At 73.0% G+C, this 14811-nt stretch carries 12 protein-coding genes; 9 read left to right on the top strand and 3 right to left on the bottom strand.

Features of this window, described 5'->3' with window-relative positions; all coding sequences use genetic code 11:
• Nucleotides 1–34: 34 nt before the first annotated feature.
• From VGN18_RS12680 to VGN18_RS12640, 9 genes are all read left to right on the top strand, one after another.
• Nucleotides 35–1303 carry a substrate-binding domain-containing protein gene (locus VGN18_RS12680; RefSeq protein WP_327540058.1) on the top strand — a complete coding sequence of 423 codons (1269 nt, stop codon included), beginning with the start codon at nt 35–37 and terminating at the stop codon, nt 1301–1303.
• Nucleotides 1304–1343: 40 nt separating this feature from the next.
• On the top strand, nt 1344–3086 hold the full coding sequence (locus tag VGN18_RS12675; protein ID WP_327540057.1) for an Ig-like domain repeat protein: 1743 nt from the start codon (nt 1344–1346) through the stop codon (nt 3084–3086).
• 116 nt (nt 3087–3202) lie between these two features.
• A complete protein-coding gene (locus tag VGN18_RS12670; protein WP_327540056.1) occupies nt 3203–4279 on the top strand; it encodes a hypothetical protein in 1077 nt (358 codons plus the stop codon).
• 5 nt (nt 4280–4284) lie between these two features.
• Nucleotides 4285–5226, top strand: a complete 942-nt coding sequence (locus tag VGN18_RS12665; RefSeq protein WP_327540055.1) for a hypothetical protein — start codon at nt 4285–4287, stop codon at nt 5224–5226.
• 7 nt (nt 5227–5233) lie between these two features.
• Nucleotides 5234–6736, top strand: a complete 1503-nt coding sequence (locus VGN18_RS12660; RefSeq protein WP_327540054.1) for a fibronectin type III domain-containing protein — start codon at nt 5234–5236, stop codon at nt 6734–6736.
• A 56-nt stretch (nt 6737–6792) separates the two neighbouring features.
• Nucleotides 6793–7566, top strand: a complete 774-nt coding sequence (locus VGN18_RS12655; protein WP_327540102.1) for a phosphate ABC transporter ATP-binding protein — start codon at nt 6793–6795, stop codon at nt 7564–7566.
• Nucleotides 7566–8138: a hypothetical protein gene (locus tag VGN18_RS12650; RefSeq protein ID WP_327540053.1), complete on the top strand. Its 573-nt coding sequence runs from the start codon at nt 7566–7568 to the stop codon at nt 8136–8138. Before VGN18_RS12655 ends, VGN18_RS12650 begins: the two co-directional genes overlap by 1 nt.
• Nucleotides 8139–8232: 94 nt before the next feature.
• Complete coding sequence (locus VGN18_RS12645; protein WP_327540052.1) at nt 8233–8892, top strand: cytidylate kinase-like family protein; 660 nt, start codon at nt 8233–8235, stop codon at nt 8890–8892.
• Between the two features lie 110 nt (nt 8893–9002).
• Nucleotides 9003–11366: a DUF3376 domain-containing protein gene (locus tag VGN18_RS12640; RefSeq protein WP_327540051.1), complete on the top strand. Its 2364-nt coding sequence runs from the start codon at nt 9003–9005 to the stop codon at nt 11364–11366.
• Here the strand turns inward: VGN18_RS12640 and VGN18_RS12635 are convergent.
• The 3 genes from VGN18_RS12635 to pdhA all read right to left on the bottom strand — a co-directional run bounded on the left by VGN18_RS12635 (nt 11363) and on the right by pdhA (nt 14764).
• Nucleotides 11363–12616, bottom strand: a complete 1254-nt coding sequence (locus VGN18_RS12635; protein WP_327540050.1) for a dihydrolipoamide acetyltransferase family protein — start codon at nt 12614–12616, stop codon at nt 11363–11365. The genes VGN18_RS12640 and VGN18_RS12635 overlap by 4 nt on opposite strands.
• The gene (locus tag VGN18_RS12630; protein WP_349259902.1) at nt 12609–13589 is read right to left on the bottom strand and encodes an alpha-ketoacid dehydrogenase subunit beta; all 981 of its coding nucleotides are present in this window, start codon (nt 13587–13589) and stop codon (nt 12609–12611) included. Before VGN18_RS12630 ends, VGN18_RS12635 begins: the two co-directional genes overlap by 8 nt.
• A gap of 62 nt (nt 13590–13651) precedes the next feature.
• Nucleotides 13652–14764, bottom strand: a complete 1113-nt coding sequence (gene pdhA, locus VGN18_RS12625; protein ID WP_327540048.1) for a pyruvate dehydrogenase (acetyl-transferring) E1 component subunit alpha — start codon at nt 14762–14764, stop codon at nt 13652–13654.
• Nucleotides 14765–14811 lie beyond the last annotated feature (47 nt).

The following is a 14811-nucleotide window of genomic DNA, read 5'->3' as shown; positions in this document are numbered from 1 at the left end:
TCGTCAAGTCGCACATCCCTTGGAAGGGGTCCTCATGCACGTGCTCAGCAAGATCGGGGTGGCCGCGGGCGTCATCGCCGCATCGGTCGCCTCGATCGCCCTCGCCCTGCCGGCGAGCGCCGACACCGGCGCGGTCGGCGGCGACGCCGTCGTCGTCGGGTCCGACACCGTTCAGAACGCTGCGGACTTCGCCTTCGACGGTTCCCCGGGCGTGGCGGGTGGCTTCAACACCGCCGGCAACGCCAACCGGATCGTGAACGTGTTCGCCACCGGCGACGCGAACGGCCGCCTGCCCTACGACGGCACCTGCGGTGCCGCCGACTCCACCGGTCTGGGTCAGTTCTGCAACGCCACGAACAACCTGGCGCCGAACGCCCTGGCCGGCAGCGTCGTCCTCCGGGCGGGCACCAAACCGGTCATCCGCCCGAACGGCTCCGGCGCCGGTGTCGCGGCCCTGATCAGCGACTCGGCCGGGGGCACCGGCTACAAGGGCCTGCCGACCGGCTCGATCCAGTTCGCCCGCATGTCGCGGCTCCCGAACTCGACCGAGATCAGCAACTGCAACGCCAACGCGTCCGGCTGCGGCGCCCTGCACGTCTACCAGGTCGCAACCGACACCTTGACGATCGTCCACCAGGCGTCGGCCTACAACGGCCCGGCGGCGCTGTCGTCGCAGGACCTCGTCGACATCTACACCTGCGCCAAGACCGCCTGGAACCAGCTGCCGGGCAACGCGGGCGGCAGCACCGCCACCATCCACCCGCTGATCCCGCAGTCGGGCTCCGGGACGCGCAACTTCTTCCTGGCCCAGATCGCGACCGACACCGGCCTCGGCGCCCCGGTCACGCCCGGCAGTTGCGTCCGGACGGTGCAGGAGCACGACCCCACCGGCGTCTACGCCGACTCGAGCTCGGCCGACGCGATCGAGCCGTTCTCGACCGGCAAGCTCGCCATGATCAACGCCGGCTACTTCGCCAACGGGGTCGGTTACGCCGGCACCGGCAGCAACAGCTCGCTGACCGCCGGCGCCTATACGCCGAACTACCTGGCGATCACCTCGGGCACCGCCGACGGCAACGGGACGGCGAACTTCAGCACTGTGCGCGGCATGTACGTCGTCGCGCGGCAGACCGACGTCACCAGCACCACGCCCTTCGAGCCCGGCGCGGCCGCCAACGCGGTCGCGACGATCATCACCAGCCCGGTGAGCGCGTTCCGCTCGGCCAACGGCAAGTCGCAGATCCAGCAGGCCGGTTTCACCCCGTTGTTCAAGGACTGCCTGACCAACCCGACCACCTGCTAGTCGACAACCCGACATTCACGGAAGGGAACGTCTTCACATCATGCGCACTCTGACCAGCAAGCGCGCGGGGGTCGCGGCACTCGCCACGATCGCCACGTCCGCGGCGATGCTCACGCTCGGGGCGGGGGCCGCGAATGCGGCCACCACCCCGCCGTGGGAGCCCGACGCATCGTCGGTCGGCACGCTGTCGTTCTACGACGCGTCCGGCAACCAGATCACCTCAGGGTCCACCCTCGCCGCACCGTTCGCGGCGTACGTGGCCGGCAGCGTTCCGGTGCGTGCGGGAGACACGTCGGCCGCGCTCTACTTCGCGAACCCGACCACGGCCGACCCCACCACGTGGTACCGGATCCTGGTCGGCAACGTGACGCCCTACCCCGTCACCAGCGGGCCGGCGAGCATCCAGACCCTGAGCCAGAGCAAGCCCGTCAACACCGGATCCTCGGGTGATCTCGACCTGTCCGACTTCGAGGGCCTGGTCACGCCGACCACGGTGGCCGGCTACCAGAACGTCGTACAGGTCCGCATGCGGACGGCGAACACGGCCAACCAGCTGGGCGTGCCGTACGACGTCGCCGACGTCTCGGTCGACCCGGCGACCAACACGTGGACACAGATCTACCCGACGCCCCTGACGGCGACGAGCACGACGTTGACCGCGGCACCCAGCCCGGCGACCTCGGGCCAGCAGGTCACGCTGACCGCCACCGAGACGCCCAAGACGGCCGGCTCGGTGCAGTTCAAGGACGGCACGACGAACCTCGGCAGCGCGGTCGCGGTCACCGCGACCACCGGCGTCGCCACGACCCAGACGTCGTCGCTGACCACCGGATCGCACAGCCTCAGCGCGGTCTTCACCCCGACCGACACGTCGTTCGCGGCGTCGACCGGAACCGCCACGCTCGTGGTGAACCCGCCGGCGACCGCGACGTCGACCACCCTCGCCGTCAACCAGGACGGCGTCGCGGGCGACGCGGCCACCCTCACCGCAACCGTCACCGGGCCGGGCTCGACGCCGAACAACGCCGGCACGGTGTCTTTCTACGACAACGGGGCGAGCACGGCGCTCAACGCGTCACCGGTGCCGGGATCGAGCGGCGTCTACACCCTCGGCCTGCCGACCGGCTTCGCCGCCGGTGGGCACTCGGTCGTCGCCAAGTTCACCCCGACCGACAACACCGTGTACGCAGCCTCGCAGTCGGCCGCGCAGAGCTTCCTGACGCAGGCGCCCCTCCAGGGGGCGTGCGCGCAGACCGGCTCGGCGTGCACGTCGACGTCGAACGTCCAGGCCACCGTGCCGGTCGGCACCCTGGTCATCGCCACCCCGTACACGAGCGCTCACCCGCTCGACCTGGGCACGTTGGCGCTCGACGCCGGTGCGACCAGGTTCACGGGCAGCGCCACTTTCGACAGCATCGTGGTGACCGACACCCGCTCCGGCGGCCTCGGCTACACGGTGTCGGCACTCGCCTCGGCGCTCAGCGACGGCAAGGGCAACGCGGGCAGCACGATCAACGCCCAGAACCTCGGTCTGACGACGCTGCACGCAACCCCGGGCAACGCGTTCGTCGGCACCGTGACGCCGACCGACAACCCGGCCGCGAACGCGGTCACTCCGGGTGACACCGGTTCGCTCGGCCTCGGTGGCCCGACCCCGCACACCGTCTTCTCGGTGGACAAGGGTCTCGGCACCGTCTCCGTCAAGGGCACCGTCACGCTGAACGCCCCGACCTCGACCGAGGCCGGCACGTTCGGCGGAACGATCACCTTCACGGTGGGTTAGCCGCCAGCAGTACGACGAGTGGGGCGGCCGGTCATCCACCGGCCGCCCCAGCTCGTAGGTCCCTTGTTCACCTTCGGTTCGTTGCGCCGTCCCGTCCGAAAGATTGGCTGACTGGCATGTCGACCAAGCCCGAGAGCGCGCGCCGGAGCTCGGTGGCTCGCGGTCTCGCCGGCCTGCTGCTGGCGCTGTCCCTCGTCTGCGGCAGCATCGCCCCGGCCTCGGCCCGGCCGGCGACACCGGCGTCGCCCGCGGCCTTCGGCATCGGGCCGGCCAACACCCACGGCATCGACGGTCGCCCGTTCCTGAACTACGTGTCGTCGCCGAAGGGCGAGACGGCGGACCACATCGCGGTCGTGAATCTCGGTGCGAAGCCGCTGACGGTCAGCCTGTACACGGCCGACGGCGTGAGCGGCGCGGACGGCCGGATCGGGTACGAGCCGAAGGCCGATCCGGGCCCCGACGCCGGCACCTGGATCACGCTGCCACGCAACACCACGACGCTCACCCTCCGGCCGCGCTCCTCGCACGTGCTGCCGATCAGCGTGCACGTCCCGGCGAACGCGACGCCAGGTGACCACATCGCCGGCATCGTCGTGTCGGTCACCTCGAGGGTGCGCAGCCGGAGCGGGGAGGACGTCGACTTCGAACAGCGGGTCGCTCTCCGCACGCTGATCCGGGTCAGCGGACCGCTGCAGCCCGGACTGCGCATCGAGCACCTGGTGGCCGACTACCACGGCACGCTCAACCCCTTCGGCTCCGGCAGCGTGAGCATCTCCTTCCGGGTCCGCAACAGCGGCAACATCAATCTCGGCGGAAAGCAGGCGGTGACCGTCACCGGACTGTTCGGCGCCGCCGGCGCCCTGAGTGCCGTCGCCGCCGTGCCGGTGCTGATCCCGGGCGGCGACTACCCGGTCAGGCTGACCGTCCACGACGTGTGGCCCGAGATCTTCATGCACGCCCGGGTGAGCGTGCACCCGGCCGGCCTCGCCACGGCGGCCGATCCCGCGCTCGACCCGGTGAGCCGGCAGACGAGCTTCCGCGCCGTCCCGTGGAGCCTGCTGGGACTGCTCGCGCTCCTCGCGCTCGCCGTCGCGGGCGCACTCCGGCAACGCCGCCACCGGCGCGCGCACCCCGTCCCGTCCGCGCCCGACGCGGGCCGACCGCCTGCACCCGCGCTGGCGACGAAGGACTGATCCCCGTGACATCGCTACGAGCCCGCCTCGCCGCCCGCGGGGCCGTCGGCGCGTTCCTCGCCCTCGCGGTCATGGCCGGTTCGGGCCCGGCCGCCGCCTCCGCCCTGCCCGGGCCGAGCACCGACCCGAAGGCGCACGGCTACATCGGCCTGTGCAACGAGAGGGGCCAGAACGTGACCGGCGGCAGCATCGACGCCCGGCCGTTCATCTGGAAGGCCGTCGCCACCGCGGCGCCGCCGAAGGAGTTCCAGGGCAGCGGCGAGAATGCGGTGCTGAACATCTACCAACCCCGCCCCGGCGTGGAGCCGGCGTACTGGAGCGGCATGGCGCTCTCGGCGGCCTCGTTCTACTCGACGCCGAAGCTGCCGGCAGTGCAGAGCAGCTACGGCGACGCCAGCCTCGCCGACATCATGACGCTGTACCCGCCGCGGCAGAACGGGCTGTTCGTGCTGCGCGTGTACTGGGGCAAGGCCGGTTTCGGCCTGTACAGCGCGACCTACCCGACCACGACGATCCAGGTCATCGGACGCAGCTGGCGGGTCGTGGCCGGCGGCACCGTCGCGTGCGGCGCGAGTCAGGGGAAGTCGGTGGCGATCCTCACCGGCGCGCTGCCCCGCAGCGACGCGGCACCCCGACGGCCCGATCCGGCCCAGGTCGTGGTGGCGGCAGGCGGCCCGCACCCGATGACGGCCGGCCCGGCGAGCGCGACGGCGACCCCGTCCGTCCCCGGCGGCAGCGCGCCGACCACCGGCGCGGGTCCCGCCCGGGCGAGCCCGGTCGCCGAATCGAAGGCGCTGCCGCACGACACGTCGATGTCGTGGGTGGTCTGGGCCCTGCTCGCCCTCGTGGCCGTGCTGACCGTGCTGTTGGGTCTCACGGTCCGGGGCCGGGCCCACCCGAAGCCTGGCGGCGCGGCCGCCGGTGTCACACCGATCGAAAGGAAGTAGCCAGCTCATGAGGACTGGCCTGAGAAGAGCCATCGCGACCGCCGCGCTCACCAGCGCGGTCGGCGCCCTGCTCGTCACCAGCCCGGCCGGCGCGGCTGTCAGCACCCCGCCGTGGGAACCCGACACCGGCAACGCGGTCGCCACGCTGACCTTCTACGACGCGAGTGGCAACGTCGTCACGTCGGGCAACTCGGCCGACTCGCCGTTCGCGACCTATGCGGTGGCCGGCTCGACCGTGCGGGCGGGCGACACGTCCGCGGCGCTGTACTACGCCAACCCGGACTCGACGACGACGACGCCGTTCTGGTACCGCCTGCTGGCCGCGGCCAAATTCACCGCGTACCCGACGTCGACCGCTCCGGCCGACATCAACGCGCTGAGCCAGACCCACCCGGTGGCCACGGCGGCCGGCGGCGACCTCTCGCTCGACGACTTCGAATCCATCGTCACGAAGAGCGCGACGCCCGGGTACGCGAATGTCGTGCAGATCCGGCTGCGCACCGCCGACGCGAACAACCAGCAGAGCGCGCAGTACGCCGACGCCGACCTGCTGATCGACCCGGTGGCCCACACCTGGACCCAGGTCTACCCGGCGGCGGCCGTCGCGCCCGGCGCACCGACGGCCGTCAACGCCACCGCGGGCAACACCGCGGCCACCGTGTCGTGGACCGCGCCGGCGAGCGACGGCGGCGGTTCCATCACCGGCTACGACGTCCGGTACTCGGCCGACGGCGGCGCCTTCGTGCCCGCGTCGTCGGCGTTCCACACGAGCACCGCGACATCGCAGCTGATCACCGGTCTCACCAACGGCGTGTCCTACGTCTTCCAGGTCGCGGCGATCAACTCGGGCGGCACCGGCGCCTACTCGGCGTCGTCCGCGGCGGTGGTCCCGGTTGCCGACACGTCGATGCTGTCCGTCGCGGCGCCCACCACAGTGCGCTACGGGGCGAGCGCGGTGGTCTCCGGGACTCTCGTCGACGCGACGACCCGGGCTGTCGTCGCCGGCGCCCCGGTCGTGCTCTACCGCCGCGTGGCGCCGGCGAGCGCCTACTCGGCGTACCGGACGCTGACGACCACCTCGGCCGGGGCGGTGAGCCTCGCCGTGCCGATGACGGGCCTGACCCAGTTCTACCTCCGCTACGGCGGCAGCGCGACGCGCAAGGCGGTCAACTCCCTGGTCAAGCCGGTGACGGTCAGCCAGGTGGTGTCGGCGGCGAAGACCGCCTCGACCGTCCGCCACGGCTCGACCGTGCGCTTCTACGGCACCGTCGGCCCGGTCGGGACGGGCCAGCGGGTCTACCTGCAGCGGTACTACAGCCGCGCGTGGCACGCCCTCTCGACGACGGCGGTCATCAAGGGCCAGCGGTTGCCGAACGGCCGGGTGGCCACCGGCTACGTCCTGCCGATCACGCTGACCTCCGTGGCCACGTACACGTTCCGCGTGTACAAGCCGGCGACGTCGACCGTGCTGGCCGGGTACTCCGTCACCCTCGTGGTGAAGTCGACGTGATCGCCCCGGACGTGCTCGACGAGGCGCCCCACCGGAACCCCGCGGCGGAGGGTCAGCTGGCCGAGATCGACGCGATCGCGGTCTCGGCCTGGTTCGGCGAGCGGAAGGTGCTCGACCGCGTGTCGCTGCTGATGCCGGCCGGGCAGGTGACGGCGCTCATCGGGCCGTCCGGGTGCGGCAAGTCGACCTTCCTGCGCATCCTCAACCGGATGCACGAGCTGGTCCCGTCCGCGCGGATGGCCGGCGAGGTGCGCCTCGACGGCGACGACATCTACGCGGCCGGGCGCCGGCTCACCGACGCCCGCCGGGCGATCGGGATGGTGTTCCAGAAGCCGAACCCCTTCCCGGCCATGAGTATCGCCGAGAACGTGCTCGCCGGGCTCAAGCTCACCGGGGTGCGCGTCAACCGCGCGGCGAAGGAGGAGCTCGTCGAGGAGTCGCTGACCCGCGCCGGTCTGTGGCGCGAGGTGAAGGACCGGCTCGACCAGCCTGGCGGTGCCCTCTCGGGCGGTCAGCAGCAGCGGCTGTGCATCGCCCGGTCCCTCGCCGTCCGGCCGCGCGTGCTCCTCATGGACGAGCCGTGCTCGGCGCTGGACCCGACCTCGACCCGGGTCATCGAGGAGACGATCGGTGAACTCGTCGCCCAGGTGACGATCGTCATCGTCACGCACAACATGCAGCAGGCGGCGCGGGTGTCCGACCACTGCGCGTTCTTCCTCGCCGAGCAGGGCACGCCCGGCGGCATCGTCGAGCACGGTCCGACGAACCAGATCTTCGGCAGTCCCCGGGATCCGCGGACGTCGGACTACGTCAACGGTCGCTTCGGTTGATGCTGCGCCGGAGCGGCGCGGTGATCGCGGTGTCGGCCGCCGCCCTCTACGCGGGGGACGCCGCCGCCGCGACGTCGTCGCGCACGGTCACGCCGAACGAGTCGTTCGTCGTCGGCGCCGCCGGCTTCCGGGGCGGGGCCGAGGTCTGGGAGCAACTCGCCGGGGCGACGACGTCCGTCCGGTTGGTGGCCGATCGGCACGGCCGCGTCCGGGTCCGTTACCGCGCCCCGGACCGGGTGGGGCGCTACCACCTGCTGTTCAGCGGACCGGCGCCGGACGACGCCGGCCCGGCGCGGCGGTCACCCGCCCCGGCCGGTGGCGCCGCGGTCGCAGCCCGCGTGCCCCTGCTCGTCGTCGTCGACTTCACCGTCGTCGGCAAGGGAGCGGGCAGCGGGATCGCCGGCGGCAGCAGGTCGCGTCCGCCGGCGAGCCCGGGCCGTGGCATCGGGGGACAGACCGCCGGGCCGGCCATCACCGGGGCCGACGTCGCGGGGCTGCTCGGCCTGGCCGGGGCACTGCTGGTCGGAGGCGCCGCCGTGGTGGTCGTCGCGGGGCGGCGCCGGCCCGGGTGAGTCGAGGCGGCGCGGTGCGCCTGTTCCCTCGAAGCGCTCGAACGTGATGTTCTGGACGCCGGGGGCCCGGGCACGTGTCGAACCAGGGAGGGTCATGCCGGCAATCACGGTGTCCGCGGGATACGGCGCCGGGGGCAGCCAGGTCGCCAAGGGCCTGGCCGACCGTCTCGGTTTCCGACTGCTCGACCGGGCGATCAGCTCGCTGGTGGCGCAGCAGCTCAACGTGACCGTCGACGAGGCCGAGGAGGGCACGCAGAAGCGCGGCTTCGTCGAGAAGTTCTTCGGCCCGCTGGCCGCGATGTCCGGCGCGGTCGTGAGCTCCGACGAGGACGCCGCGATCGACGCCGCCCTCATCGCCGACAACGACCAGGTGTTCCGCCAGTCGGCCGAGCGGATCATGCGCGCGGCGCTGCCCGCCGGCGCGGTGATCCTGGGCCGCGGCGGCGCGGCCGCCCTGCACGGCGAGCCCGGGGTGCTGACGGTGCGGCTCTACGGCCCGAAGGACCGGCGCATCGCGCACGCGGCGCGGGTCGAGGGGATCGACGCCGCCACTGCGGCCGAACGGCTGCCGCAGGTCGACAAGGCCCGCGCGCACTACGTGCGCCGCCTCTACGGCCGCGACATCGACGATTGCGCGTTGTTCGACCTGCAGCTCGACAGCACGCTCATCCCGACCGCCACCTGCATCGACATCGTCGCGCTCGCCTTCGACGCCGTGCTCGCACGGCAGCCCGCGGCCGCCGGGCCCGGGTAGCCCCGCGGCATCGGGGCCCGTCGGCCCTTGCCGAGCGGCCCCGGCGACCTGGATCATCCAGCAGCATGATCCAACCAGGGGGTACGGATCCGGCGGGCGCCGCTGAGTCCGTGGAGCATCGGTTGGCGCTGGTCATGAACGGCGGCGTCAGCCTGGCGGTGTGGATGGGCGGCGTGGCCCGCGAGATCGACGCGGCCCGCCGAGCCTCGAACGGCATCGCGCCGCCCGGCGACGCCAGTGCCGGTCGCCGGCGCGCGCACGAGTTGTGGACGCAGGCGCTAACGAACGCCGGGGTGCGGCTCACCGTCGACGTCATCGCCGGCACGAGTGCGGGCGGCCTGAACGGGGTGCTGCTCGCCACCGCCATCGCCCGCGGCACCGACCTCGCCCCGCTCAAACAGCTGTGGCACGACAGCGCCCAGATGTCGACCGAGGCCCTGTTCACCCCGCGCGACCGCATCCGGTCGCTGATGAACGGGGCGTACTTCAAGGACGAGATCGGCAAGATCCTCGGCACGCTCACCGCCGGCGACCCCGATGACGGCCGCGACGTGACCCTCATCGTCACCGCCACCGCGCTCGGCTCGTCGGCCCGGCCGGTCACCGACTCCGACGGGCGCCCGTTCCTCGAGGCCGACCACCGGCGCCGGTTCCGGTTCGCGCGCAACGCGGGGGCACCCCGGTTCGTGGCGGCCGGCGGGGCCTGGGCCTTCGAGCCCGGGACGGCCGTCGACGACTTCACCTCGCCCGAGCCGCTGGCCACGGCCGGCCGGGCGTCGGCGTCGTTCCCGGCGGCGTTCGAGCCGCAGCACGAGTCGGCGCTGCTGCGGGCGCAGCGGGTGTTCCCCGACTGGGAGACCTCGCCCCGGCTCGAGTGGCTCGCCGACGGCGGCATCCTCGACAACTCGCCGTTCGACCCGGTGCTCGACGCCATCGAGGCCCAGCACGTGTCCGGCCAGTGGCAGCGCACCCTCGTCTACGTCGTGCCCTCGGCCGAGGAGGCCGAACTGGGCAAGGAGGTCGCGCACGCGGCCGACCCGGCCGCCGACGGTGAACCGGTGCCGCCGCCGTGGACGTCGGTGGTGCTGTCGGCGCTGAACCTGCCCCGCGAGTCGGACTTCCGCGACGACATCGAGCGGCTGCACCGCACGATCCGCTTCGGCCGGGCGTCGTTCGACGTGCAGCGGTTCCGACAGATGACCGCGGTGACAGGCGTGGGCGCGCTGACCGAGGAGGCGCTCGGGCTCGTCGCCGCGGCCCGGCAGGTGTCGACGAGCGTGATGCCGCTGTACCGGCAGACCTCGCGTTCGAGCGCGCTGTACCAGGTGCGCGACCTGCTGGCCCGCTCCTTCGGGGGCTACCTCGAGCCCACCGTCGATGACACGGGAGCGCCGGACTGGCCGGGGCCGCGGCCGTGGCTGCCCGACTTCCCGGCCGCCGCCGGGGCCGACCCGGCCGGCGGGTGGCAGTGGGGCGTCGACCCGACCGAGCGGGTGCTGCGGGTGATGCTGCGCTCGCTGCGCGAGAGCGCCGGCGCCGACACGGCGCGGGCCGACCTGTCGTCGGCGATCGCGCACGTCGCGGCGGTCGGGCGGGCGGTCGACGACCACCTCGTCGAGGCACTGGCCCCGCTGGTCGCCGCCGCGCAGGGCAACGACATCGGCGATGACGCGATCGTCAAGCAGCTTGACGACACCTACACCGCTTTGGACGTGCCGGGGCATCTCGAACCGTTCGTGACGAAGGCGGTCACCAGCTACGCCACCTACCTCGGCGCCGGGGTGACGCCGGCCGACGTGCTGTGCGCCGGGCTGGCGATCGAGGTCAGCAACGGGGCCGGGTCGCTGCCGAGCGAGCGGGCCCGGCCGATCTTCTCCTTCGACCGCCTCGGGCTCGACGCCCCACCGCCACCGCTGGACCTGCACTACCGGACCGCGTTGACGCGGCCCGGTGCCTCGGCGGGCAAGATCCTCTACGGCACGCGGCTGAGCCACTTCGCCGCGTTCGGGGCACCGGAGTGGCGCGACTGGGACTGGATGTGGGGCCGGCTGTGCGGGCTCGCGAACCTGGCCCGGGTCCTCGGTCTGGCCGACGCCGACGTGAAGGAGTTGACCATCGCGATCATCGCCGAGGAGCTCGAGCTCGACGACGGCTGGGACCGGCTGCCGTGGGTGCAGGGGCAGATCGACGCGGCGCTGGAGACCGACTTCGCCTCGATGCGCGCGACCATGCGCGACGGTGACGTGCTGGCCCAGGGCCTCGACGCCGTGCTCGCCTTCGTCGGTTCGTCGGCGGCCACCGAGCCGGCGCTGCCGTCGTTCCTGCCGAGAGTCGGCCGCTACCTCTCCGATGCCCTCTCGCGCCACGACGCCGACGTCGAGCACGACCTGCTGCGGCTGGCGGTCAACGCGCTGCCCGAACCGCACCTGCGGGCCAAGCTCTGGCGCGCGGCGTCACCGCCCGAGCCGGACTAGAGCTCGCCGAGCGCAGTGATCGGCGCCTCGACGCAGTCGGCGACGTAGCGCAGGAAGCCGCCGGCGGTGCCGCCGTCACACGCGCGGTGGTCGAAGGCGAGCGTCAGCTGACTGACCTTGCGCACGGTGAGCTCGCCGTCGACGACCCACGGGCGGTCGATGATGCGGCCGATGCCGAGGATCGCGACCTCCGGGTGGTTGATGATCGCGGCCGAACCGTCGACGCCGAACACGCCGTAGTTGTTCACCGTGAACGTGCCGCCGGTGAGGTCGGCCGGGGCCAGCGTGCCGGCGCGGGCCGCGGCGGTGCGGGAGGCCAGCGCGGCCGACAGGTCGCGCGTCGAGAGGGTCTGCGCATCGCGGACGACCGGCACGACGAGGCCCCGGTCGGTCTGGGCCGCGAAGCCGAGGTGCACGTGGTCGAACAGCACGATCTCGTCGGCGTCGACCCGCGCGTTCAGCTCGGGGTAGCGGCTCAGCGCGAGCACGGCGAAGCGGGCCAGCAGTGCCAGCAGGCTGACCGGCCGGCCGGCGTCGCGGGCGTTGAGCACCCGGCGCGCGGCGAGCAGCTCGGTGGCGTCGACGTCGACCCACACCGTCGCCTCGGGGATCTCCCGGCGTGAGCGGCTGAGCGCGTCGGCCATCACGCGCCGCCGGCCGCGCAGCGGGATCCGGGTGTCGGGTGACGCGGTTGCGCTCGCCGGGGTGTTGAGCAGCTGCTCGACGTCGTGCCGGCGGACCAGGCCGCACGGCCCGGTCGGCGTGACGGCGTGCAGGTCGACCCCGGCGTCGCGGGCCAGCTTGCGCACCAGCGGCGAGATGACCGGAACGGGTCCCGATCGGGTGGGGGTGGCCGCCGGAACCGGTGCCGCCACCGGGCCGGTTGTGCGACGGGAGCCGCGGCGGGCCCGGCGTGGGGCCGCGCTCGTGCCGTAGCCGATGAGCACGTTGCCGCTGCTCTCCTCACCGGTCGGCTCGGGCGTGGTCACTCCGGGTTCGCGGAAGCCGGCCGGCACCTCGGCGTCGACGGTGATGAGCGGTCGCCCGACGGAGACGGTCTGGCCGGCGTCCGCGTGCAGCCGCGCGACCTGGCCGGCGAACGGGATCGGCACCTCGACGGCCGCCTTGGCCGTCTCGACCTCGACCACGATCTGGTCGACCTCGACCCGGTCGCCGACCTGCACGCGCCAGGTGACGACCTCGGCAGCGTCCAGGCCCTCGCCGAGGTCGGGCAGCAGGAAGTCAGGCACGGTTGCTGCCCGGGTCGTCCCACTGCAGCCGGGCGATGGTGTCGAGGATGCGATCGATGCTGGGCAGGTGGTGCTGCTCGAGCTTCGGCTGCGGGTAGGGGATGTCGAAGCCGGTCACCCGCAGGATCGGCGCCTCGAGGTGATGGAAGCACTGCTCGGTGAGGCGGGCCGCGACCTCGGCGCCGTAGCCGCCGAAGCCCGAGGCCTCGTGGACGACGACGGCCCGGCCGGTGCGGCGTACCGACTCGACGACCGTCTCGTCGTCGAACGGCGAGAGTGTGCGCAGGTCGACGACCTCGACGTCCCAGTAGTCCTCGACCGCGGCCTCGGCCGCCTCGAGCGCGGTGGCGACCATGCCGCCGTAGGCGATGAGGGTGACGTCGCGGCCGGGGCGCCGCACCACCGCGCGGTCGATGCCCGGCCCGTCGATGGTCAAGGAAGTTGACTCCTTCGACCAGTAGCGTCGCTTGGGTTCGAGGAAGACGACCGGGTCCGGGCACTCGATCGCCTGGCGCAGCAGGCGATACGCGTCACCCGGAGTGCCCGGGCTGACGACCCGCAGGCCCGGTGTGTGCGTGTAGTACGCCTCGGACGAATCGCAGTGGTGCTCGACGCCACCGATGCCGCCGCCGAACGGGATGCGCACGACGACCGGCAGCGTAATGCGCCCGCGGGTGCGGTTGTGCAGCTTGGCCAGGTGGCTCGTGACCTGCTCGAAGGCCGGGTAGGCGAACGCGTCGAACTGCATCTCGACGACCGGACGCAGGCCGTTCATGGCCATGCCGATCGCGGTGCCGAGGATGCCGGCCTCGGCCAGCGGGGTGTCGAAGACGCGGTCGTCGCCGAAACGGGCGGCCAGGCCGTCGGTGATGCGGAAGACGCCGCCGAGCGGGCCGACGTCCTCGCCGAAGACGAGCACGCGGTCGTCGGCCGCGAGGCTGTCGACCAGCGCCGCGTTGAGCGCGCCGGCCATCGTGACCGGAGCGGCCGGCCGCGTGGTGGCGCCGGTTGGGGCCGGGCGGTTCAGCACGCCGGTCATCGGGACTCCTCCAGCTCGGCCCGCAGGAACTCCCGCTGGCGGTCGAGGTTCTTCGTCGGCTCGGCGTAGACGTGCGCGAACAGCTCGGCCGGGTCGAGGTCGACATCGACGTTCATGCGGGTGCGCAGGTCGGCGGCGCGCTCCTCGGCCTCGGCCCGCGCGGCGGCGACGGCCTCGTCGTCCAGCTCGCCGGCCGCGCGCAGGAAGGCCTCCAGCCGGTCGATCGGGTCGCGGGCGAGCCAGGCCTGCACCTCGTCGTTCGAGCGGTACTTGGTGGCGTCGTCGGCGTTGGTGTGCGCCTCCATGCGGTAGGTGATCGCCTCGATGAGGGTCGGGCCCTCGCCGGCGGCACCGCGCGCCACCGCGAGCTGCACGGCGGCGTGCACCGCCGCGGCGTCGTTGCCGTCGACCAGCAGCGCCGGGATGCCGTAACCGATGCCCTTGGCCGCGAGCGTCGGCGCCGCTGTCTGCTTGGCCAGGGGCACGCTGATCGCGTAGCCGTTGTTCTGCACGAGGAAGACGACCGGGGCCTTCCACACCGCGGCGAAGTTGAGCGCCTCGTGGGTGTCGCCCTCGCTGGTGGCGCCGTCGCCGACGAGCACGAGCGCGACCTCGTCGGTGCGCTTGAGCCGGGCGGCGTGGGCGAGCCCGACCGCGTGCAGCGTGTTCGTGGCCAGCGGGGTGCACTGCGGCGCGACCCGGTGCTCGTAGGGGTCGTAGCCGCAGTGCCAGTCGCCCCGCAGCAGGGCGAGCACGTCGACGGGGTCGACGCCGCGGGTCATGATCGCCACCGAGTCGCGGTAGGTGGGGAAGAGCCAGTCCTGCTCGCGCAGCGCGAGCACCGACCCGACCTCGCAGGCGTCCTGACCGCGCGAGGACGGATAGACCGCGAGCCGGCCCTGCTTGGTCAGCGCGGTCGCCTGGCGGTCGAGCCGGCGGCCCACCACCATGCGCCGGTACAGGTCGCGCAGCACCGCCGGGCCGGGCAGTTCGAGCGGTCCGGGGTTGTCCCCGGTGCGCCCGTCGGGGGCGATCAGCTGCAGGGGGGTGGCGCTCGGCAGCAGGTGATCGCCGGGAATGCGTCGGTCGGCGTCGACGAGCAGGGTCACGGAGGTCCTTCCAGGGGCGTGCCTCGAAGTCTGCTCGCCAACTCGAC

Origin of the sequence: Jatrophihabitans sp. (genome assembly GCF_036000465.1) — a bacterium.
GTDB lineage: Bacteria > Actinomycetota > Actinomycetes > Mycobacteriales > Jatrophihabitantaceae > Jatrophihabitans.
This window is presented reverse-complemented; position numbering and strand designations above follow the sequence as displayed.